Here is a 20086-nt window from a genome sequence, read left to right on the forward strand (position 1 = left end):
CGCGAACCTCTAGGCACAGGTGCGCGCACAGTAAATCCGCTTCTCGCAGTGGACGTTCGGGGCTGCATGACCTATATCGCCGCACGATGCTAAGTCGCATTCTCGCCTGTTTTGCCCTTCTTACGGGCCTTTCCGCCATCGGAGCGACTGCAAACGCTTCGATCGTGGAGGCGTTGCAGTGCGAAATTGGCGTTGCCGCCGATGCGCAGGACGATGCTTCGGAAGACCACCGGTCTTGCGAAGAAAAAGTCGCGAAAAACCCTCGTGGTGAGCACGGCAAGGTGACCGATCCTGCCAAGCGCGAAAAGCGCTATATTCGTCCACCGATCCTTTTCGGTGTCGACCGCGCGCACGAGTAGCGCGCCCGATTTCATAGACCGTCCGGTTTAGCCAGCGAGCGCCACAGCGCCGGACTGGCATTTCTCGCTTACAAATACAGATTTCGGGTCCCGCCTGGGATCTCGTCACAGGAATTCCGACATGCTCAACTCTCTCGCCAAATCGATCTTCGGCTCGTCCAACGATCGCTACGTCAAGTCGATCGGCAAGATCGTCAACCAGATCAACGCGCTCGAGCCGCAGATCCAGGCGCTCTCCGACGAGGAGCTCAAGGCCCAGACCGACAAGTTTCGCCGCATGCTGGATGACGGCGCCAAGCTCGACGACATCCTGCCCGAAGCGTTCGCCACCGTACGCGAAGCTTCGGTCCGCGTTTTCGGCATGCGGCACTTCGACGTGCAGATGGTTGGCGGTGTGGTGCTCCACCGCGGTGAAATCGCCGAGATGAAAACCGGTGAGGGCAAGACGCTGGTTGCAACGCTGGCGACCTATCTCAATGCGATCGAGGGCAAGGGCGTCCACGTTGTCACGGTCAACGATTACCTCGCTCGCCGTGACGCCGAATGGATGGGCCAGCTCTATCGCTGGCTCGGCCTGACCGTGGGTGTCGCCGTGCCGAACATGAACGAGTACGAGAAGCGCGACGCTTACAACGCCGACATCACTTACGGCACGAATAACGAGTTCGGCTTCGACTACCTGCGCGACAATATGAAGCATTCGCGCGAGGACATGGTCCAGCGCCCCTTCAACTTTGCCATCGTCGACGAGGTCGACTCGATCCTGATCGACGAGGCGCGGACCCCGCTGATCATCTCCGGCCCGACGGAAGACAAGTCCGACCTCTATGTCGCGCTTGACGAAGTGGTGAAGGGAATTCCCGAAGACTGGTTCGAGAAGGACGAGAAGAGCAAGAACATCCAGCTGACCGAGGACGGCACCGAAGAAATCGAGAAACTGCTGATCGAGAAGGGTCTGCTCGAAACCGACAACCTCTACGACGTCGAGAACACGCAGGTCGTCCACCACATGGACCAGGCCCTGAAGGCCGTCCACATGTTCAAGAAGGACACCGACTACATCGTCAAGGACGACAAGGTCGTGATCATCGACGAGTTCACCGGCCGCATGATGGACGGGCGGCGCTGGTCCAACGGCCTGCACCAGGCGGTCGAAGCCAAGGAAGGCGTCAAGATCGAGCCCGAGAACCAGACGATGGCCTCGATCACCTTCCAGAATTACTTCCGCATGTATCCCAAGCTTTCAGGCATGACCGGTACGGCAGCGACCGAAGCGGCCGAATTCTGGGACATCTACAAGATGAATGTGGTCGAGATCCCGACTAACGTTCCGATCCGACGCATCGACGAGGAAGACGAGTTCTACAAGAACACGCTCGACAAGTTCGCTGCCATCGCCAAGGCGATCAAGGAGAAGAACGAGATCGGCCAGCCGGTGCTCGTCGGCACCGTTTCGATCGAGAAGTCGGAGCTTCTCAGCCAGTTCCTCGAGAAGGAAGGCGTGAAGCATGAAGTGCTCAACGCCCGCCAGCACGAGCGCGAGGCGCATATCGTGGCGCAGGCCGGCCGCATTGGCGCCGTGACCATCGCCACCAATATGGCTGGTCGCGGTACCGATATTCAGCTCGGCGGTAACGTCGATTTCCGCATCGGCGACGAGCTGTCCGAGATGGCGGATGATGATCCCAAGAAGCAGCTCGAAATCGATCGGATCAAGGCCGAGGTCGAAGCCGAAAAGCAGAAAGTTCTCGAAGCGGGCGGCCTGTTCGTTCTCGGTACCGAGCGACACGAAAGCCGCCGGATCGACAACCAGCTGCGCGGTCGTTCGGGCCGCCAGGGCGACCCCGGCCTGTCGCGCTTCTACCTCTGTCTGGAAGACGACCTGCTGCGCATCTTCGGGCCGGACACGCTCTTTGCCAAGATGATGAATTCGAACCTTGCCGATGGCGAGGCGATCGGTTCTAAGTGGCTCTCGAAGGCGATCGAGACCGCGCAGAAGAAGGTCGAGGCGCGCAACTACGACGTGCGTAAGCAGGTCGTTCAATACGACGACGTGATGAACGACCAGCGCAAGGTCATCTACGAACAGCGCGCCGAAATCATGGAATCCGAGTCCGTGGACGATGTCGTGGTCGACATGCGCCACGACACGGTGAACTCCATCGTCGGCGAGGCATGCCCTCCGGGCTCCTACCCGGAGCAGTGGGATATCGACGGGCTGAAGGAAAAGGTCGAGGAGGTCTTCGGAATCACTCCGCCGATCGATTCCTGGCTCGAGGAAGACCAGGTCGAACCCGAGATCCTCGAAGAGCGCATTCGCGCCGAAACCGATGCGATCATGGAAAAGAAGATCGCCGAACAGGAACCAGGTTTCTGGCGGCACGTCGAAAAGAGCGTCCTGCTCGAACGGCTCGACTATCACTGGAAGGAGCACCTCGCGACGCTCGATGCGCTGCGTCAGGTCGTCTTCCTGCGCGCCTATGCGCAGAAGCAGCCTATCAACGAATACAAGCAGGAAGCATTCGGCCTGTTCGAGAAGATGCTCGACACGCTGCGTGAGGATACGACGAAGATCCTCGTGAAGTCGGAAATCCGCGCTGCCGCGCCGCCTCCGCAGCAGGCTCTGCCCGATCTTCCCGACTTCCTGACGGGGCATATCGATCCCTTTACCGGACTCGACAATTCGGACGATGGAGACGGATCGGAACAGCGTCCCGAAACCTTCGGTTCGCTGGCGGGCTCGGCTCGCGCTGCGGCAAGCCCGGGCGGTTCGAACACCGAAAACCCCTATGCCGGCATGGACATCAGCCGCAACGCGCCGTGTCCCTGCGGTTCGGGCAGCAAGTACAAGCATTGCCACGGGGCAGCGACCGTCGCCTGATCTGCTACGGTTTGCAGCGAGGACACAGGAAGGGGACGGGCTGAGATGATCGGTGCCGTCCCCATTCTCCTGATTGTCGGGTTCTTCGCGACCGCGCTGCTTTATGCGGCGGTCGGTTTCGGCGGAGGCTCGACCTATGCGGCGCTGCTGGCGCTTTCGGGCCTCGACTACCGCCTGCTGCCAATCCTCGCTCTTGCCTGCAATATCGTGGTGGTTGCAGGCAGCACAGTGCGCTTCGCGCGGGCCGGGGTTACTCCTTGGAAGGGAGCGCTGACGGTGACGGCGCTCGCGGCCCCGGCTGCGCTCCTCGGTGGTCTCACCCCGATTGCGCAGGAAAGCTTCATGCTGCTGCTCGGCGCGAGCCTCTTGCTGACGGGCGCGACGATGTTCTTGCCGATCCGCGACAACCGGGAGGGGGAGCCGTCTGCGATAGCGCGCTTCATGCCGGTGATTGCAGCGCCGCTCGGCTACCTAGCGGGTCTCGTCGGCATCGGTGGAGGCATATTCCTTGCCCCGCTGCTGCATTTGACGCGTTGGCGGGACGCGCGTGCAATTGCCGCGACGGCAAGCCTCTTCATTTTTGTGAACTCGATATTCGGCCTGGCAGGGCAGCTCATCAAGAATGGTTCGGACATGCTCGGAGCGGCCGTTTCAGGAGGATTGCCGTTACTCATCGCGGTTGCGATCGGCGGTCAGATCGGAAGCCTGATGGCGGTGAAGTTCCTGCCGCAGCGCCTTATCCGCTGGATGACCGCTGCGCTGGTTATCTGGGTCGGCGCGAGATTGCTCTTCGGTCTGTGACCGGCGCGACTATCAGCGATCTGGGTGAAAAGTGGCTCCCCGAGTTGGATTCGAACCAACGACCAAGTGATTAACAGTCCTGTCGAACGGTTCTCATAGGCTCGCAAGAGCCGCAATATGCCGGTTTTCAACGTTTTATTGCTACCATCTTTTGCATGCTACCGCACTCTGAGTTACCTAGAGTGTTACCTATTGCCGTTCAGGTAACAGGCGAGCCAAAAGGAAAGTCGAGCCGCAGTGATGTTGACCGACACTCGTATCGCATCGATCAAGCCACCCGCGACAGGCCAAGAAGAGCATCCCGATCACAAGGTGACGGGCCTTCGCCTTCGCGTTGGTGCCGGTGGAACGAAAACCTGGACCCTTCGCAAGCGCGCGGGGTCTAAGACCGTTAACCGCAAACTAGGCTCATATCCGAGCATGAAGCTCGCTGCAGCTAGAAGCGCAGCAGAGACGATTATCGCTTCTATCGAGTTGGAGGGCACGACAGACGGGATAGACCGCACCTTCGCAGACGTTGCGACTCATTGGCTTGAGAATAAGGCGAAGGAAAAGAACAAGCGCTGGCAACACCAAGAGGCGCAATTGAACAAGCACGTTCTGCCAGCGTTCGGCGCTCGAAAGATTGTGGAGATCAAGCGGCGCGAAATCAGGGACTTTATCGACGGGATCGAGGGCAAGGTTTTACCGAACCGAATCCTCGCTCTCGTTAAAACCATTTTCCGCTATGCACTTTCACGCGACTGGATCGAGGCCTCGCCAGTAGAAGGTATCGAAAAGCCCAAAAGCGAGAAGCCGCGCGATAGGGTGCTGGATATGGGCGAAGTTGCGCGCGTCTGGCACTCTGCTGGCCTTCTCGGCTTTCCCGAGGGCCATTGGACCCGCATCTTGATGCTTACCGCTCAGAGGGGCGGAGAAGTCACTCAGATGAAATGGGCCGACCTGAACCTTGACGCTGGCAGTTGGCTGATTGCGGACAACAAGGCCGATAGGGCTAACCTAGTCCCGCTCACTGATGCGGTGGTCACGATACTGCGCGAAATGCCACAGCTGGGTGAGTATGTTTTTACCACAACAGGCGACAAGCCGATCAACGGTTTCGCGAAAACCAAACTCACGCTCGACAAGTTTATTGCGGGCAAGGGTGATCCTCTGAAGCCTTGGCGCTTTCACGACCTGCGCCGTACAGCGGCAACGCATATGGTGAGACTCGGTATCTCAGAGACAGTTGTCGGAAGAGTGCTAAATCACGCTGCGAAGGGCGTTACCGCGCAAGTCTATGCGCTCCACTCCTACGCTCCGGAGAAGCGCAATGCGCTAGAAGTGTGGGCGGCTGAAATTGATCGCGCAGTCAACGGCGAGGGAGGCGGCAACGTGATGAAAATGGAGCGCAGCTGATGGCCGAACAGAGCGTGAGCGAAAAGTATGTAGCCCTCGCCAATGAGTGCGAGAAGCGTGCCAAGGCAGCCGAAAAGCTTTCGATGAACTGTGACCTAAGGGAAAGTGAGCGCCGAGATAAGGCTGAAGAAGCCAAGGCCCTATGGCAGTTGCGCGGTGACTACATCGAAACTGGCATGCGGCTCGATGCGGCGCGGGGCAAAAAGGTGGCAGCGGCACAAAAGGAAGCTGCAGCACTCACAAATGCTAAGCATGGATCGATGCGAGAACGGCGCTTTGCTCGTATAGGACAATTGCTACCGAAAATGAGCCTGCAAAGCGCCGCCGCGCAATGCGAACGCGAGCAACTAGGCAGCGCCGAAGCTATTGTGCGGCAATGGAACCGTCACAAACAAAAAAGGTCGGACACCTAGGCCGCTGTCCGATTCCGTAACGGATAAACGGGCTCCATGGAAACACATGGAGCCTTACCGATGCAATTCCTCACTCCTAAGCAAGTTTGCGCCAAGATTGCACTGAGCCGCGCTACGCTAGACCGCATGGTCGCTGATGGCCGCTTCCCAACCCCAATTCGCTTGACGGAGCGTCGCCTCGCATACGAGGCGCATTTGGTCGAAGCATGGATGGCCCAGCAGGTGGAGCGGGAGAACGCCTGATGGATACGAAAAACCCCCGCGCTGAAGGGACAGGCGCAGGGGCTTCGGTATCCATTGCTACGGATGCTCGAAGCCTTACCCAAGATCGACCAATTTTGCAAGCAAATGCGGCCATGCGCGCGCGCCTCTCGGCCCTGCTTTGGGGTTGGAGAATGGAGGTGCGGCATGGCTGAAACTCGCACCCTTGGCGATATCCAAACTGGCTGGACATACACGCAATCCGGCAAGCCGGGCGCCTTCATCATGCCGCTCGATAATCCGGGCGATGCGACGTTCATCGTGCAGGATACTTGGTGGCAAGCGCTACGCTACGCGCTGATCTTCGCGCATAACAATGCCTGCGAATACGTGGGAGGGCCAGAATGAACGCTTCTCTGGACGATATTCGAACCTTCCTGCCGAACATCGGAGAGCGGGAATATGCCTTGCGCGCCAGGATGCGCTCGCTGCGCAACACCGCTTCAGCGATGATCGCCAAAACCGAGTGCAGCGCTTCTCGGCAGCTAGCCTGGATCGTCGTCGAGGCGGCCACAGATTGGCTCTACGCGGCTGCGCAGGAGGCTGAACTTGAGGATTTGAACCGCTTGTTCAACCGGCTGATGCTTACCGCCATTCAAGCGGAGAACATCGCCCAGTTTGGTCCTGGCGAAATCCCGATTGCGGAGGCGGTATAGTGAGCGATTTTGCTGCTACTGCGCAAGAGAGCGAGAGGCTGCAAGCCCTTGCTGAGAGCTACCGTGAGCCGCTTTCACCTGAGAGCCTAGGGCGTGACAGTTTGCTCCCCTTGGCTGATCTGGCCAGCTGGGCAAACGCAAGGGCAAAGCCCAAAGCTCATCTGTGGGCTGGGCGGATTGCGAAAGACGAAGTCGCCAAGCTCGATGGTCCCGGTGGTTCGAACAAATCGACGGCGGGCCACCAGCTTGTAATTTGCCGCGCTGCAGGACTTCCATTTCTGGGCGAGGATGTTGAGCCTGGAAACTCAATCTATGCGACGGCGGAGGATGACTTCGACCGCCTGCAGTGGGTGCATGAGCGCCAGTGCGCCAACCTCGGTATCGACCCGCAATCGCTAGTCGGCAAGGTTCACCTTTCGAGCGTAAGGGGACGTCTCAATAACGAGTTGGCCACGTTCGATGGCCAAGGCCGTATCGAGCCAACCCGAACGTTTGAAGAGCTTAAAGACACAATCGATGCGACCGGCTCTGATCTCGTAGTTCTCGATAACGTTGCTCACCTTTTCACAGGCAATGAGAACGACCGCGCCCAAGTCACTGCATTCATCAACCTTCTCTACTCGCTGAAGGTAACGGTCCTGCTTGTCGGGCACCCAAACAAGTCGGGCGATACCTATTCAGGTTCGACGGCATGGCTCAATGCTGTGCGCTCTCAACTGGTTATCGAGAAGCCCGACCCGCTTGATCCTGATGCAAGGCTGCTGCGTGTCGGCAAAGCGAACTATGCGCGCTCTGACACCGAAATCAGGTTTCGCTGGCACGACTTTTCCCTGTGGTTGGATGACGAGATGCCCGACGATTACGCCGAGGAATTGGCGAAAGCATCGCGGGCCGCATCGGAGAACGAGGCTTTTCTCGCCTGTCTGAGGAAACGTGCCGAGCAAGGTGATGGACGGCATGTCGGAGCGACACCTGGCCCAAACTATGCGCCAACTCAATTTGAAGGGATGACCGAGGCCAAGGGCCTAGATCGCCAAGCGCTCCGCCGGGCGATGGAACGGCTCTTCACGATCAATGCGATTGAGACACACACGCATCGCAACACAGCAAAAGGGCGCGACGTAACAATCATTCGGGAGGTCAAACCATGACCCCCGAACTGCTCCCCGAACTAATCCCGAACACTGATCCCGATCATCCCCGAACTATCCGCCCGAACTACCCCCCGCACACTCTATACCTAAAGGTATATCGGGCGCGGCCTCTGTGCCGCCCGCGCCCTCACTTGATGGAGGCGCGCATGGGTGGGGGTGCGCGCGTTTTCTCAATTCGGCCGGCCTCCTGGCGGTGCGTGCCTGAAAAGACCGCATCCGCAATTCAAAACATGGGGGGGTGCATCCGATCGCTGGAGCGATGGGGATCTATGGCGGCGGGGAACGTCCGCAAAACATCTAACACCTAAATCTTCTCGAAACCGCTTCTCGCGCGCGCGCGCGAGGCGATTGCAACACTAGAGGTGAACTATGAAACTGAACGAAGCTCAATTTGTCGAAGCAACCCGCGCCGTGGCGCAGACTGTCCTGGACGCTTTCGAGGCTTACGGCTTTGAACGTGACGACGCGGCAAACGTGGCCGGAGCCGCGATGGCCGAAATCATCGCTCGCCAGATCGGACCTTATGAGGCTTGCGAACGCCTGCGAGACGTTGCTGATAAGTGCGAGAAGCAAGTCCTGGGCGAGATAGGCGTAGATTGACTTTGCCGAGAATCTATGCTAGCGCCACACACATCCGGCGATCTGCCGAGGCCCACGGGGTGCTGATACCCCGCCCACTGATAACGGGACGGCCTTGGCTACGCATTTGCTCCGTCCCTCGACATTCAAGGACGGATCATGAAGACCACAAAACTTATCGAACTGGAACGCGACCGCCTCGCCCTGAGGGATGAGGCGCGCGAAATCTTGCGCGAACTGGAAAGCGAAACCGACACCTCAAAGGCTCGCGAGCTTGAACGAAAGCATGACGCAGCGATGCGCTCGCTCGACGAGAACAAGCTCGACATTGAAGAAGAGCAGCTGAGTGCAGCCGATGAAGCTTTGCGCCTAAGTCGCCGCCCTCATTCCGAGGGCAGCTGCGGTGGTGCCGATGACGGCGCTAGCGACTTTGCCCGAGCTTGGGGCGGTGAAGGGCGCGGCGAGTGGGTCGATGAAAAGGGGAACGCGGTCCGCGTTCTGGAAAACACCGACCGGTTCAGTGATACGCGACAGCGTGGTAATGCTCTTGGCGACACTGTGCGCGCGATGATTACAGGCGCTCGCAATGACACTGAGCGCCGCGCCCTTTCGGAAGGCACTGACAGTGCAGGTGGCTACACCGTTCCGACCCCGCTGGCCTCCTGGTTTATCGACCGGCTGCGCTCGCAGTCCGTGGCCGTGCGCGCTGGCGCTCGCACTGTGCCGATGGAATCACAGACCCTAGCTATCGCGAGGCTCGAAACCGACCCGACAATTGGCTGGCGCGCTGAAAACGCGAGCATCGCGGAAGGCGACCCGACTTTTGGCGCGGTGACGCTCACTGCCAAGTCGCTTGCCGGTATCTTGAAGGTTTCGCGTGAATTGATGGCTGACAGCCTCAACGTGGGCGAGATGATCGAGAACGCGCTTGCGCAGACCATGGCTCTTGAAATGGACCGTGCAGCCATCTGGGGGAGCGGTTCGAGCAATGAGCCGACTGGCGTGGTCAATACGGTCGGGATCAACACCGTGAGCATGGGGACCAATGGCGCGGCTCTCACAAGCTACGATGATCTCATCGATGCGATCTATGAGCTACACGCTGACAACGTGCCGAACCCGACCGCTGGAGTTCATCATCCGCGAACGGGGCGCGAGCTAGCCAAGCTGAAGGACGCTGACAACAACCCGCTCGGCGTTCCTGCGATGGTGTCGAATATCCCGCTGCTTTCCACGACTGCAGCGCCGATCGATGACACGCAAGGCACGGCTAACGACGCTTCGAGCATCGTTTACGGCGACTATCGCCAGATGTTCCTGGGTATGCGCGAAAGCATCAACATCCGCATTCTGGATCAGCTCTACGCAGGCAGCGGTCAGATCGGCATTCTGGTGCACGCTCGCATGGACGTTCAGCTCGCACAGCCGAAGGCCTTCTGCGAACTCGCGGGCATTATTCCGCCCGCCTAATCAATTCCCGGCGGTTTTCTTGCAAGGTTCGCCGCCGGGCCTTTCGGGTGAGAGGGGGGTGTCTGAACTTCAGCGCTTTCCTCTCATTCTGGCGCTGCGGAACTGAAACGCGCGCATCCGCAATTCAAAACTTGGGGGGCTGATTAGAAGGCGTCTTAGTCCACAACTCCATCCGATGCCCGCCGCATTAATTTCAAGCGGATATACGTAAATGCGGAGGCTAAACTAATTAGTGAGAGGGGGCACCTACGCTACTTCCTCTTTTTGCGGGTCGATTAGATGAGGTGGGACCTCAAGATTAGTTGCAAGTGGGGCAAGTTATGCGCGGCGTTGGCTGGTCAACAGTTGGCTCTTTCGATTCAGACGGAGCAACAGGAGTAGGCTCTACAGCGGTCAGGCCCGCAGCCTCTAGGAGCGCACGATAGTGCCTCGCGGGAATTGTAACCATGACAGCCGGTCCGCTGTACGCTCTCAATTGCATCTCAAGCTTTCCGCTCTGTAACACGCTTTCCCACTCTTCGGTCGTAAGCCTCACCCTGAATTGTTCGCTCAATAGACAGCCACTGCTGTAGCGAGAGCCGCGACATGATATGACGTCACGAGAGCCGAAGTCGGCGCTCAATTCCTTGCCACCCCGGAGGATGGCAGAGTTATAGCGTCGCCATTCTCCCCTGTAGACTACCGACCCGATGATCTCCGGACCGCGCACCGTGCCAGCACTTTTGATGTATGCGACCATAGCTATGCCTTGGGTTCCAGGAATCTCTACCGAAGGGGAGGTGTATTCATATCGGTCGGCAAACTCGTCCGAGTACAATGTCACATCAATACCGGTCGACGTCTGGACCGTCGATTTCACAGATTGAGCGACAGCCGAGGCACTGAAGACAAATGCCACTGCTAGAATGAGTGTCCGCATAGTTATCCCCCTGATTCGTATCGCATGCTCTCTGATTTTTCGGAGATTGTCCAACAGAGAAAATCCGGCGCTAATACTGTTAGTCTTGCGAAATTCGATCACCCAGATGGGGAACACTTTAAAGTAAAAGAACATTGTGGGAATTTGCCAAGTTCTGGGGCGCGAGAATAATGGAATTGGAGGACGGTCTCTACACCGACAGGCCTAGCACGAATGCTCAGTGCTAATCGTGAATGTGAATGTCAGGCTATTACCTCACAGCGATAACTGTCATTCGGGAATTTCTCGCTATACAATTCTACTACTGCCAAACAGGCCTCGTAGTTATCCATATATCCGAAGAAGGCCGAAAGGCGGTCGTTTGGCGCGGCGGATGAGGTTTTGACAAGCCAAACAGCTTTGTTGCCGAGGCTGCTCACCTCATCATTGTTGGAGAGAGCGTCAGCAATCCGGTCATCCCGTAGTTCATACTTTCGCATGGGGTCGCTATCTGAACAGGCCGCCGTCAGAAGGCACGAAACAATCAAGCTGGCTCTAACAATCACGTGCAACGATCCCTCCATTGTCCCAGCGAGCCACATATGCCGCGTGGCCTTCAAGTATCATCTCACAGGAAAGATTGTAGCCGTCAGCATAGACAGCGCCGATTGTGCGCCCGTATCTGTCCTTTCCCAGACGCTCGATGGTGAGTTTGCCGCGCAAATGTGAAGCAAGGTAGTCTTTTGCGTTCTGTGGATCGCCCTCCACGCACTGCCGGTTCCGAGGGCAATTGAACTCCGGCGCATCTATTCCGACAAGACGGATGCGCTCTCCATTGCAGTTGAGACTGTCGCCATCGACAGCGACACAAGCTGAAAGCGCTGCGGCGAGAAAGAGCATGGGGAACCTCTTTGTTGGTGACCATCAATTCAAGAATACATCGGCTCATTTAGTTGATGAAGCTATAAAGGGGTAGCACCGTTCGGACAGATTGACTTCCATCCGAAACACAAGAAATCTTCCCTCCAGTCTTCAGGGGAGCACTATGAAATCGTTTTCTTTTTGTATGGCACTTTGGGTCGCAGCGACACCCACCACATTGCTCGCGCAATCGCGCGAGGCGGTCATCAACATCGGACAGATGCAATCGGAGCGGCAAGCCGAGGTTGAGGCCCGGGCTGAAGCTGATGCCAAGCCGGCGAAAGTGCACATGATGCCTGCCAACACACTCGTTTCAGTTACACCTCGCGAAGAGATTTCTTCCAAGCGAGTAGAGGAAGGACAGCGAGTGGCTTTCGTGGTGGTCGACGATGTGGTTGAGAACGGAACCGTTGTCATACCTCGCGGCTCAGTCGTTCGGGCTAACATTCCTTGGAAGACGGGGCGCGCAATCGGTGGCAAATCTGGCAAGTTTGAGGTGGCGTTCGAGAGCGTGAGCTTGAAAGGCAAATCCTACGCTATGACCGGCCAGTATCGCCAGGAAGGTCGAGGCAACACGGTTGGCGCGCTACTCGGGTCAATTGTGATTAGTGGTCGCTCGGCAGTTATGCTTCCGGGCCAGATCGTCACTGCTTTTACCAATGAGCCGATCCCATACGAAGTGGCCGAATAGCTCATTATCTAAGTTGGTTGCACCTTACTGCAGAGCCAAAGATTTTCGGACTTGGAAATGATAGACCCCAAAGCGAGAGCGGTCGGCGGGAGTTGTGATCATGGGTGAAAGCGAAGAGAGCAATCGTGGGCCAAAGGACTATTCCTGTCCTAACTGCGGATCGAACAAAACTAGGAAAAGTTCTGTCGTTTGGGAGGAAGGGCTTAGTGAGATCCACACCGAAACCAAAGGTGGATTGATCGGCTCAGGGGGAGTGGGCGTTGCTGCAGGGCGAACCTCTGGCTTCAGTCAGACCGGAGCCAGTTCGAGCAATGCTCCACCAAGGTATGAAGTGCCTATTCGCTGGGTTTTGCTTCTCATCGTCGCGACGGTATTTGGACTAATTATCTTCCCCAGCATTTTCGACAATGCTGTAATCGGGTTTATGGTGGCCCTGATTGGTGTGCCCATTTCGGTGATCGCGCTCCAGTCTTATCTGGAGCCTCAAGATCGATCCGAAATAGAACGTTGGAATAAGCAATGGTATTGCTTGCGATGTGGCAGCAACTTCATTGCTGACAAGTGATCCGTGAGGAAGGGCCATCATCAAAGGTTCAGAGCTGGCTGCGGATGAGCTTCGCGGGGTGAAGCGAAATTAGGGGCGCAAATCAAGTCGGACAGAATGTCCCGATTGAACCTAAGCTTTCCCATCCCACTCGCGGGCTATTCCCACAAGGCGGTCTTCAAGAGAGTTTCGAGCTAGATACCACGGCTGATATGCTGACAAAAAGTCATCTTTAATTTGGTCGATTTTGCCATGCAAACGGCGCAAACCAGCATCAATCGTCCATTTCTCAAGCTCCACAAGACTCAAATTGAACTGCAGAATCTCGGCGTCTAGGTCAGGAAAGTGCATGCCCACGGTAGTGCGAATCTTCCACGCAGGGCTGGATGGCGGTGCGATGTCATGGCCCCAGGCGTTTATATTGATCATGGCTTGGACGTAGGCGTCCAGTTCCGCCAAAGCTTCAAGCGCTTGCAAAGCCTGATCACGCTTGCGCTCCTCACTTTTGATCTTCTTCGATAGGACGTGATTGACTATCGGTGTGGCAACTTGGCCAAGAGTTGCGAGTAGTCCGCCCACTATCGCGATCAGAAGGGTTTCCCACATAGCCTCACCTCTTTCAAAACGCACCTTGTGCGCGTTTCCCAAGGGAAGGAAATAGGGTGGGGCCGCAATCCACAAGAATACGGCATGGAGGTTACCTATACGCTACCTAGCGTCTAGTCAGGTATCAGCTAAGGGCTTGAAAAGTGGCTCCCCGAGTTGGATTCGAACCAACGACCAAGTGATTAACAGTCACCTACTCTACCGCTGAGCTATCGGGGAGCAGCCTTACGGCGGAGGCGAGCCTATATGGTCGCCGCGCGTCCAATGCAACCCCGTTTTCGCCGCTTTTCGCGCCTCAGACAACGAATTGTTCCGCGACGATACGCTCATCGAGCGCATGGCCGGGGTCGAACAGCAGCGTCAGTTCCGATTCGCGCGCGATCTCGAGCGAAACCTCGGCGATATCGCGCAGTTCCTTTTGATCGGCGACAGCCAGCACCGGCCGCTTCGCCGGTTCGAGAATGCGAAACTTTACCCGGCTGCGGTCGGGCAGGATCGCACCACCCCAGCGGCGCGGGCGGAACGCGCTGATCGGGGTTAGCGCGAGCAGGTTCGAATCTAGCGGCAGGATCGGCCCGTTTGCCGACAAATTGTAGGCGGTCGAGCCAGCGGGCGTGGACAGCAGTACCCCGTCGCAAACGAGTTCGTCTATCCGGACCTTGTCGTCCACGGAGACCTCGATCTTCGCGGTCTGGCGCGTTTCACGCAGGAGTGAGACTTCGTTGATCGCATTCCACTCACAGGTGGTTCCGGCCTGCGTGATTGCACGCATGTGCAGGGGAGCGATGGCCACCGCCCGCGCTTTCTGGAGGCGCTTGTCGATGGTCGCGCCGTTCCGGTGGCGATTCATGAGAAATCCCACGGTGCCCACATTCATTCCGTAAACCGGCAGGATTCGCCCGCTGTCGAGCATTGAATGCAATGTCTGGAGCATGAATCCGTCGCCGCCGAGCACGATGACTGCATCGGCCTCGTCGATATCGACCCAATCATGCTGAGCAGCGAGCGCCTCACGCGCTTCCTGAGCGCGTTCGGTATCGGAAGCGAGCAGGGCAAGCTTCGAATAATTGGTCTTCTCGGACAATTCGGCCCCTCCCGTGGCGCGGCGCGCTAGCGCGACCCTATGGGTAGCTGTGCCATTTTTCAACGCATCACAAATCGCAGGCGCAATTCGCCACGATTACGATATGTTACATTTAACCCGCTCGCAGAATGTGAGATGCAGCAAGCATGGCTTATACGAAGCCCCCGTTTCGATCGATGCGCGATGGCGGTCTGCCATCCGCACTCGCTCGATCGCTGGAAAGCGAGCTGGTCAAAGCGTTCGGCCAGGGCGAGATCGAGGTGCTGTTCCAACCGCAGTTCTCGAGCGCAAGTGAGGAACTGATCGGGGCCGAGGCGCTGGCGCGCTGGCAGCATCCGACGCTCGGCGAGATCGGTGCTCGCGACCTGTTCAACATTGCCGAGAAGGCGCGGCTAGTCGCGCCGCTTTCGCGCCATGTCGTAGCGCAGGCGCTGGAGCAGGCGTGCCATTGGCCGCAACATCTCACGCTGTCGCTCAACGTCACGCCTGAGGAAATCGCCGATGCGGAGTTCGCGCGCGAGTTTGCCTCGCTGATCGGGCGGTCTTCCATGTCGCCCAAGCGGCTGACAATGGAGATTACCGAGGACGTCCTGCTTGGCGATCTCGACACGGCGGCAGAAGCATTGGCCGCGCTCAAGAAGACGGGGATGCGCGTGGCGCTCGACGATTTCGGCGCGGGATTCTGCAACTTCCACTATCTCAAATTATTGCCACTCGACGCGCTCAAGCTCGACCGGGTGATGGTGCAGGGCATCTGTGAAGACGAACGCGATCTTGCAGTCCTCCGCGCCATCGTAACGATGGCACATGCGCTTGGGTTGGACGTGGTTGCCGAGGGGGTCGAGACCGATGGCCAGCGCGACGTCATCGTCAGCGAAGGCTGCGCCTATTGGCAGGGTTTCCTGCGCGCGGCACCGATGCGGAGCAACGCCTTGCTGCAAATGCTGGGCGACGCGGCCTAGCTTGGAACCGCCTTAGGCCGCTTGCTTTTCTCGCTTCTTCGCCTTCCTGACAATGCCCGAGAGCCCTTTGGTCAGCTGGAATAGCCCGTTGAGGCGGCTCTTCGGGTCGCCCCAGGCGCGGTTGATCACCAGCTTCATGTCCGGACGTAGCTTCGCCGTACCCTGCAGCCTGTCGACATAGGCGATCAGGCCCGGGCCATCAGGGAAATCGTCATTGTGGAAGGTGACGAGCGTGCCGCGCGCACCGACATCGATCTTCGCGATATTGGCGGTAATCGCCTGGTGCTTGATCTCGATCAGGCGGACGAGGTTCTGCGTCGCATCGGGTAGTGGGCCGAAGCGGTCGATCATCTCTGCAGCCATCGCCTCGATCTCGGCCTTGTCCTGCGCATCGTTGAGGCGTCGGTAGAGCGCCATGCGGACGGCGAGATCGGGCACGTAGTCCTCGGGGATCATGATCGGTGCATCGACGGTGATCTGCGGGCTGACCGTTTCCGGCTTGGCTTCGAGCCCTGCCGCGCCAGCCTTGGCGGCGAGGATCGCATCCTCCAGCATCGACTGGTAGAGTTCGAAACCGACCTCGCGGATATGACCCGATTGTTCGTCGCCCAGCAGATTGCCGGCGCCGCGAATGTCGAGGTCGTGACTGGCGAGCTGGAAACCGGCGCCGAGGCTGTCGAGATCGCCCAGCACCTTAAGCCGCTTTTCGGCGACTTCCGAAAGCTGCACGTCCTTGCCGTAGGTAAGGTAGGCATAGGCACGCAGTTTCGAACGGCCCACGCGGCCGCGCAGCTGGTAAAGCTGGGCAAGGCCGAAGCGGTCGGCACGGTGAATGATGATCGTATTCGCGCTCGGAATATCGAGGCCGGATTCGACGATGGTGGTCGAGAGCAGGACGTCGTACTTGCGGTCGTAGAATGCGCTCATGCGTTCTTCCACTTCGCCTGGCGACATCTGCCCGTGTGCGGCGATGTATTTCACCTCCGGCACATTCTCGTGGAGCCAGTCTTCGACTTCGGCCATGTCGGAGATACGCGGCACGACGATGAAGCTCTGGCCGCCGCGATGATGTTCGCGCAGTAGGGCCTCGCGCATCACCATGTCGTCCCATTCCATCACATAGGTTCGCACGGCGAGGCGGTCGACCGGCGGGGTCTGGATGGTGGATAGCTCGCGCAGGCCCGACATCGCCATCTGCAAGGTACGCGGGATCGGTGTCGCGGTCAGCGTCAGGACATGGACGTCGGCGCGAAGCTGCTTGAGCTTCTCCTTGTGCGTCACGCCGAAGCGCTGTTCCTCATCGACGATAACGAGCCCCAGATCGCGGAACTTGGTCGATTTCGAGAGGATTGCGTGGGTGCCGATCACGATGTCGATATCGCCCTTTTCCAGGGCCTCGCGCGTTTCTGTCATTTCCTTGGAAGGGACGAGGCGTGAAAGGCGCCCGATCTTGAGCGGGAAACCGGCGAAACGCTCGGTGAAATTGGTGTAGTGCTGGCGGGCAAGGAGCGTGGTTGGGGCGACAACCGCGACCTGCTGGCCGTTCATCGCCGCCACGAAGGCAGCGCGTAGTGCGACCTCGGTCTTGCCGAAGCCGACATCGCCGCAGACGAGCCGGTCCATCGGACGGCCGCTTTCGAGATCGCGCAACACGTCTTCGATCGCGCGGTCCTGATCGTCGGTTTCGTCCCAGGGAAACTTCTCGACGAACTGGTTATAGGGGCCATCTTCGGCCTCAAGCACCGGCGCCTTCTTCAGCGCGCGTTCGGCTGCGACCTGCATCAGTTCGCCCGCGATCTCTCGGATACGCTCTTTAAGGCGGGCGCGGCGCTTCTGCCATGCCTCGCCGCCGAGCCGGTCGAGCATGACCGCCTCTTCGCTACTGCCGTAGCGCGACAGGACGTCGATATTCTCGACCGGAATGTAGAGTTTGTCGCCGCCCTTGTATTCAAGCATGACGCAGTCGTGCTGGCTCTTGCCGACAGGCACCGGCTCGAGGCCCAGATACTTGCCGATGCCGTGCTCGACATGAACCACCAGGTCGCCGCGATTGAGGGCCTGCAACTCGGCCAGAAACGCGTCCGAATCCTTGCGGCGTTTCTTGCGGCGGACGAGCCGGTCGCCGAGAATGTCCTGCTCGGTCAGCAGCTCCATTTCGTCATTGGCGAAGCCGGTTTCGAGCGGCAGGACCATCGCGGTGGGCCGGCCCTTAACGGACTTGCCGAGCGCATCCTGCCAGCTCTCGGCAAGCTGGGTATCGGCACCCGCTTCCGACAGGATCGAGGCGATGCGCGCGCGGCTACCGGTCGAATAGGCGGCGATCAGTGGCCGCTTGCCTGCCTTGGAAAGCGCCGAGAGATGCTTGGCGGCGGCTTCGTAGACATTGTCGCCGCGCGCCCGTTCGGGTGCGAAGTCGCGCGCAGAACTGAACCCGAAATCCACCACGCGATCGCTTTCGGGCTCGGCGAAGATTACCGTGCGATGGGCGGTGTGCTGTTCAAGCAGGCCAGCCATTTCCTCCGCGCCCAGATAGAGCGCGTCTTCCGCCAGCGGGCGATAGCTGCCTGCTGCCTGTCCGGCGGCTTTCATCCGGGCCTGGTGATAATCGGCGACGTCCTTGAACCGTTCCTCGCTCGCGGCCTGTGCGGCAGCATCGATCACCACCACATCGTCATCGCCGAAATAGTCGAACAGCGTCGCGAGCCGCTCTTCGAGCAGCGGCATCCAGTGTTCAAGTCCGGCAAGACGGCGGCCCTCGCTCACCGCTTCGTAGAGCGGATCCTGCGTCGCCGCGGCGCCGAACTTTTCGCGATATCGGCTGCGGAACCGCTTGATCGTTTCCTCGTCGAGCAAGGCCTCCGAAGCGGGCAACAGCAGGTGCTCGTCGAGCCTGCCCGTGCTCATCTGCGTGTTCGGATCGAACAGCCGCAGGCTTTCGAGCTCGTCCCCGAAGAAATCGAGCCGCAGCCCCTGATCGAGGCTCGAGGGGAAGATGTCCACGATCGAGCCCCGGAGTGCGTATTCGCCGTGATCGACCACCGTGTCGGTGCGCGAATAGCCTTGACGCTGCAGCAGCGCGGCGAGGCTTTCATGGCCGATTTCGGTGCCCTGTTTGAACTGGCGCACACTCTCGCGGATTCGGAAGGGCGTGAGGACGCGCTGGGTCAGCGCGTTGACCGTCGTCACCAGCAATTGCGAGCCGGTATTGCTCGCCTGAAGGCGGAACAGCGCGGACAGTCGCTTCGCGCTGACCGAGAGCGCGGGGCTGGCGCGGTCGTAGGGCAGGCAGTCCCACGCCGGAAACTCGATGACTTCCAGTTCCGGCGCGAAGAATTGCGCCGCGTCGGCGACAGAGCGCATCGCCGCTTCGTCGGGCGCGATGAACACTGCGCGCGCCTTCGATGCGCGGGCAAGGTCGCTCATCACCAGCGGCTGTGCGCCGCGTGCGACCGAGGAAAGCGTCAGCGGCGCCTTGGCCGAAAGAATGCGGGATAGGTCGGGCATGTTCTGTTCAAATCCGCGGGCGCGGGCTGCGTTCCGCTAGCGCGGGATATCGACGTAGTCGAGACGCTGCATGGCTTCGATCATCGGGCCTTGGAAGTGCGGAGGGACCGGGGCCGTCTTCATCGCCCAAGCCATGACATCGACGTCCTCCTCGTCGAGCAGACGCTCGAACCAGGCGAGCTGTTCGCCCTCCCAATCGGCCGAGTAGCGATCGAAGAAGCCACCGAAGATATAGTCTGCTTCACGCGTGCCGCGATGCCAGGCGCGGAATTTCGCGCGGGCGAGGCGGGCTTCGAAAGTGAGGGACTCGGGCATGGAAAAGGGGCGCCATTCTTGCGGAGAAGTAGCGCCCCTCTGTCCGATCATGCCCTCGCGATCAAGGGCGAGCTGCGATCAGGGATGCGTGTGGCTGTAGGTCACCATGGAATTGGCGATCAGGCCGCCATCCTCGTCCATCAGCTTCTTGGCCGCTTCTTCGCCTCCGGCAATTTCGGCAAAGGCCTTGCGGAAGGCGGCGCGTTCCGGCGGGTTATGCGAGTCCAGCATCTCCAGGCCGCGCGGCATTTCCATGACCATCATGATGTCCCACGGGCCAGCCATCATCCAGTGAATGGTGGGTTGCGGCATGCCGGCTTTGTCGGTCGCGGGTCCCCAGTATTTCTCGCCCATCTCGTTCCAACGTTCGGCCGCACCGGGTTTGAACTTCAGGAATTCGATGCGGTAGGTCGTCCGGGCCTCTTCTTCCTCGTCCTGCGCGAATGCCGGTGCGGCGGTCAGCATGAATGCAGTCGCCGAGATTGCCAGTGCAGTTTTCCTCAACATAATCAGTCCCCTCAGTGGTTGTTGCCGCGACCCGTGCGGATCTGGCTGTATCACTGCGGTGAGGATGCGACCTTTCCCCCCA

The 20086-nt window shown here is 59.0% G+C and carries 21 protein-coding genes and 1 tRNA gene; 14 read left to right on the plus strand and 8 right to left on the minus strand.

Annotation, left to right across the window (positions count from 1 at the left end; genetic code table 11):
- Positions 1–86: 86 nt before the first annotated feature.
- The 11 genes from CCE89_RS12415 (at position 87) to CCE89_RS12465 (ending at position 9972) form a co-directional block, all read left to right on the plus strand.
- The gene (locus tag CCE89_RS12415; protein WP_086438374.1) at positions 87–359 is read left to right on the plus strand and encodes a hypothetical protein; all 273 of its coding nucleotides are present in this window, start codon (positions 87–89) and stop codon (positions 357–359) included.
- Between the two features lie 121 nt (positions 360–480).
- Positions 481–3240, plus strand: coding sequence for a preprotein translocase subunit SecA (secA, locus tag CCE89_RS12420; protein ID WP_086438375.1), 2760 nt, complete (start codon positions 481–483; stop codon positions 3238–3240).
- Positions 3241–3285: 45 nt separating this feature from the next.
- Complete coding sequence (locus CCE89_RS12425; RefSeq protein WP_086438376.1) at positions 3286–4041, plus strand: sulfite exporter TauE/SafE family protein; 756 nt, start codon at positions 3286–3288, stop codon at positions 4039–4041.
- Positions 4042–4281: 240 nt separating this feature from the next.
- Entirely contained in the window at positions 4282–5439 is a 1158-nt protein-coding gene (locus tag CCE89_RS12430; protein WP_086438377.1) for a tyrosine-type recombinase/integrase, read from the plus strand.
- Positions 5439–5852: a hypothetical protein gene (locus tag CCE89_RS12435; protein ID WP_086438378.1), complete on the plus strand. Its 414-nt coding sequence runs from the start codon at positions 5439–5441 to the stop codon at positions 5850–5852. The genes CCE89_RS12430 and CCE89_RS12435 overlap by 1 nt, the downstream gene beginning before the upstream one ends.
- Positions 5853–5912: 60 nt before the next feature.
- Complete coding sequence (locus CCE89_RS12440; protein WP_234990072.1) at positions 5913–6095, plus strand: helix-turn-helix transcriptional regulator; 183 nt, start codon at positions 5913–5915, stop codon at positions 6093–6095.
- 165 nt (positions 6096–6260) lie between these two features.
- Complete coding sequence (locus CCE89_RS12445; protein WP_086438380.1) at positions 6261–6461, plus strand: hypothetical protein; 201 nt, start codon at positions 6261–6263, stop codon at positions 6459–6461.
- The gene (locus CCE89_RS12450) at positions 6458–6769 is read left to right on the plus strand and encodes a hypothetical protein (RefSeq protein WP_086438381.1); all 312 of its coding nucleotides are present in this window, start codon (positions 6458–6460) and stop codon (positions 6767–6769) included. Before CCE89_RS12445 ends, CCE89_RS12450 begins: the two co-directional genes overlap by 4 nt.
- The gene (locus CCE89_RS12455; RefSeq protein ID WP_159456655.1) at positions 6769–7920 is read left to right on the plus strand and encodes an AAA family ATPase; all 1152 of its coding nucleotides are present in this window, start codon (positions 6769–6771) and stop codon (positions 7918–7920) included. The genes CCE89_RS12450 and CCE89_RS12455 overlap by 1 nt, the downstream gene beginning before the upstream one ends.
- A gap of 372 nt (positions 7921–8292) precedes the next feature.
- Positions 8293–8523, plus strand: coding sequence for a hypothetical protein (locus CCE89_RS12460; protein ID WP_086438383.1), 231 nt, complete (start codon positions 8293–8295; stop codon positions 8521–8523).
- A 138-nt stretch (positions 8524–8661) separates the two neighbouring features.
- A complete protein-coding gene (locus CCE89_RS12465; RefSeq protein ID WP_086438384.1) occupies positions 8662–9972 on the plus strand; it encodes a phage major capsid protein in 1311 nt (436 codons plus the stop codon).
- Between the two features lie 1161 nt (positions 9973–11133).
- Here the strand turns inward: CCE89_RS12465 and CCE89_RS12475 are convergent.
- The gene (locus tag CCE89_RS12475) at positions 11134–11436 is read right to left on the minus strand and encodes a hypothetical protein (RefSeq protein WP_159456656.1); all 303 of its coding nucleotides are present in this window, start codon (positions 11434–11436) and stop codon (positions 11134–11136) included.
- Entirely contained in the window at positions 11426–11770 is a 345-nt protein-coding gene (locus CCE89_RS12480) for a thermonuclease family protein (RefSeq protein ID WP_086438387.1), read from the minus strand. The genes CCE89_RS12475 and CCE89_RS12480 overlap by 11 nt, the downstream gene beginning before the upstream one ends.
- Before the next feature lie 145 nt (positions 11771–11915).
- Here CCE89_RS12480 and CCE89_RS12485 point away from each other — a divergent pair, with 145 nt between their 5' ends.
- Both CCE89_RS12485 and CCE89_RS15190 read left to right on the plus strand, forming a co-directional pair.
- Entirely contained in the window at positions 11916–12482 is a 567-nt protein-coding gene (locus CCE89_RS12485) for a hypothetical protein (protein ID WP_143256042.1), read from the plus strand.
- Positions 12483–12582: 100 nt separating this feature from the next.
- Positions 12583–13047: a hypothetical protein gene (locus CCE89_RS15190; protein WP_143256043.1), complete on the plus strand. Its 465-nt coding sequence runs from the start codon at positions 12583–12585 to the stop codon at positions 13045–13047.
- A 111-nt stretch (positions 13048–13158) separates the two neighbouring features.
- Here CCE89_RS15190 and CCE89_RS12495 read toward each other — a convergent pair whose 3' ends face one another.
- The 3 genes from CCE89_RS12495 to CCE89_RS12505 all read right to left on the minus strand — a co-directional run bounded on the left by CCE89_RS12495 (position 13159) and on the right by CCE89_RS12505 (position 14716).
- A complete protein-coding gene (locus tag CCE89_RS12495) occupies positions 13159–13632 on the minus strand; it encodes a hypothetical protein (protein ID WP_086438390.1) in 474 nt (157 codons plus the stop codon).
- Positions 13633–13776: 144 nt separating this feature from the next.
- Positions 13777–13851, minus strand: a tRNA-Asn gene (locus CCE89_RS12500).
- A 76-nt stretch (positions 13852–13927) separates the two neighbouring features.
- Positions 13928–14716: an NAD kinase gene (locus tag CCE89_RS12505; RefSeq protein WP_086438391.1), complete on the minus strand. Its 789-nt coding sequence runs from the start codon at positions 14714–14716 to the stop codon at positions 13928–13930.
- A 146-nt stretch (positions 14717–14862) separates the two neighbouring features.
- On the opposite strand from CCE89_RS12505, the gene CCE89_RS12510 reads away from it, so the two are divergent.
- Entirely contained in the window at positions 14863–15678 is an 816-nt protein-coding gene (locus CCE89_RS12510) for an EAL domain-containing protein (protein ID WP_086438392.1), read from the plus strand.
- 12 nt (positions 15679–15690) lie between these two features.
- Here CCE89_RS12510 and mfd read toward each other — a convergent pair whose 3' ends face one another.
- The 3 genes from mfd to CCE89_RS12525 all read right to left on the minus strand — a co-directional run bounded on the left by mfd (position 15691) and on the right by CCE89_RS12525 (position 20004).
- Positions 15691–19182: a transcription-repair coupling factor gene (gene mfd, locus CCE89_RS12515; RefSeq protein WP_086438393.1), complete on the minus strand. Its 3492-nt coding sequence runs from the start codon at positions 19180–19182 to the stop codon at positions 15691–15693.
- Between the two features lie 36 nt (positions 19183–19218).
- Entirely contained in the window at positions 19219–19497 is a 279-nt protein-coding gene (locus CCE89_RS12520) for an FAD assembly factor SdhE (protein WP_086438394.1), read from the minus strand.
- A gap of 78 nt (positions 19498–19575) precedes the next feature.
- Positions 19576–20004: a hypothetical protein gene (locus tag CCE89_RS12525; RefSeq protein WP_143256044.1), complete on the minus strand. Its 429-nt coding sequence runs from the start codon at positions 20002–20004 to the stop codon at positions 19576–19578.
- Positions 20005–20086: the final 82 nt, after the last annotated feature.

This window comes from Altererythrobacter xiamenensis (assembly GCF_900177715.1).
Lineage (GTDB): Bacteria > Pseudomonadota > Alphaproteobacteria > Sphingomonadales > Sphingomonadaceae > Erythrobacter > Erythrobacter xiamenensis.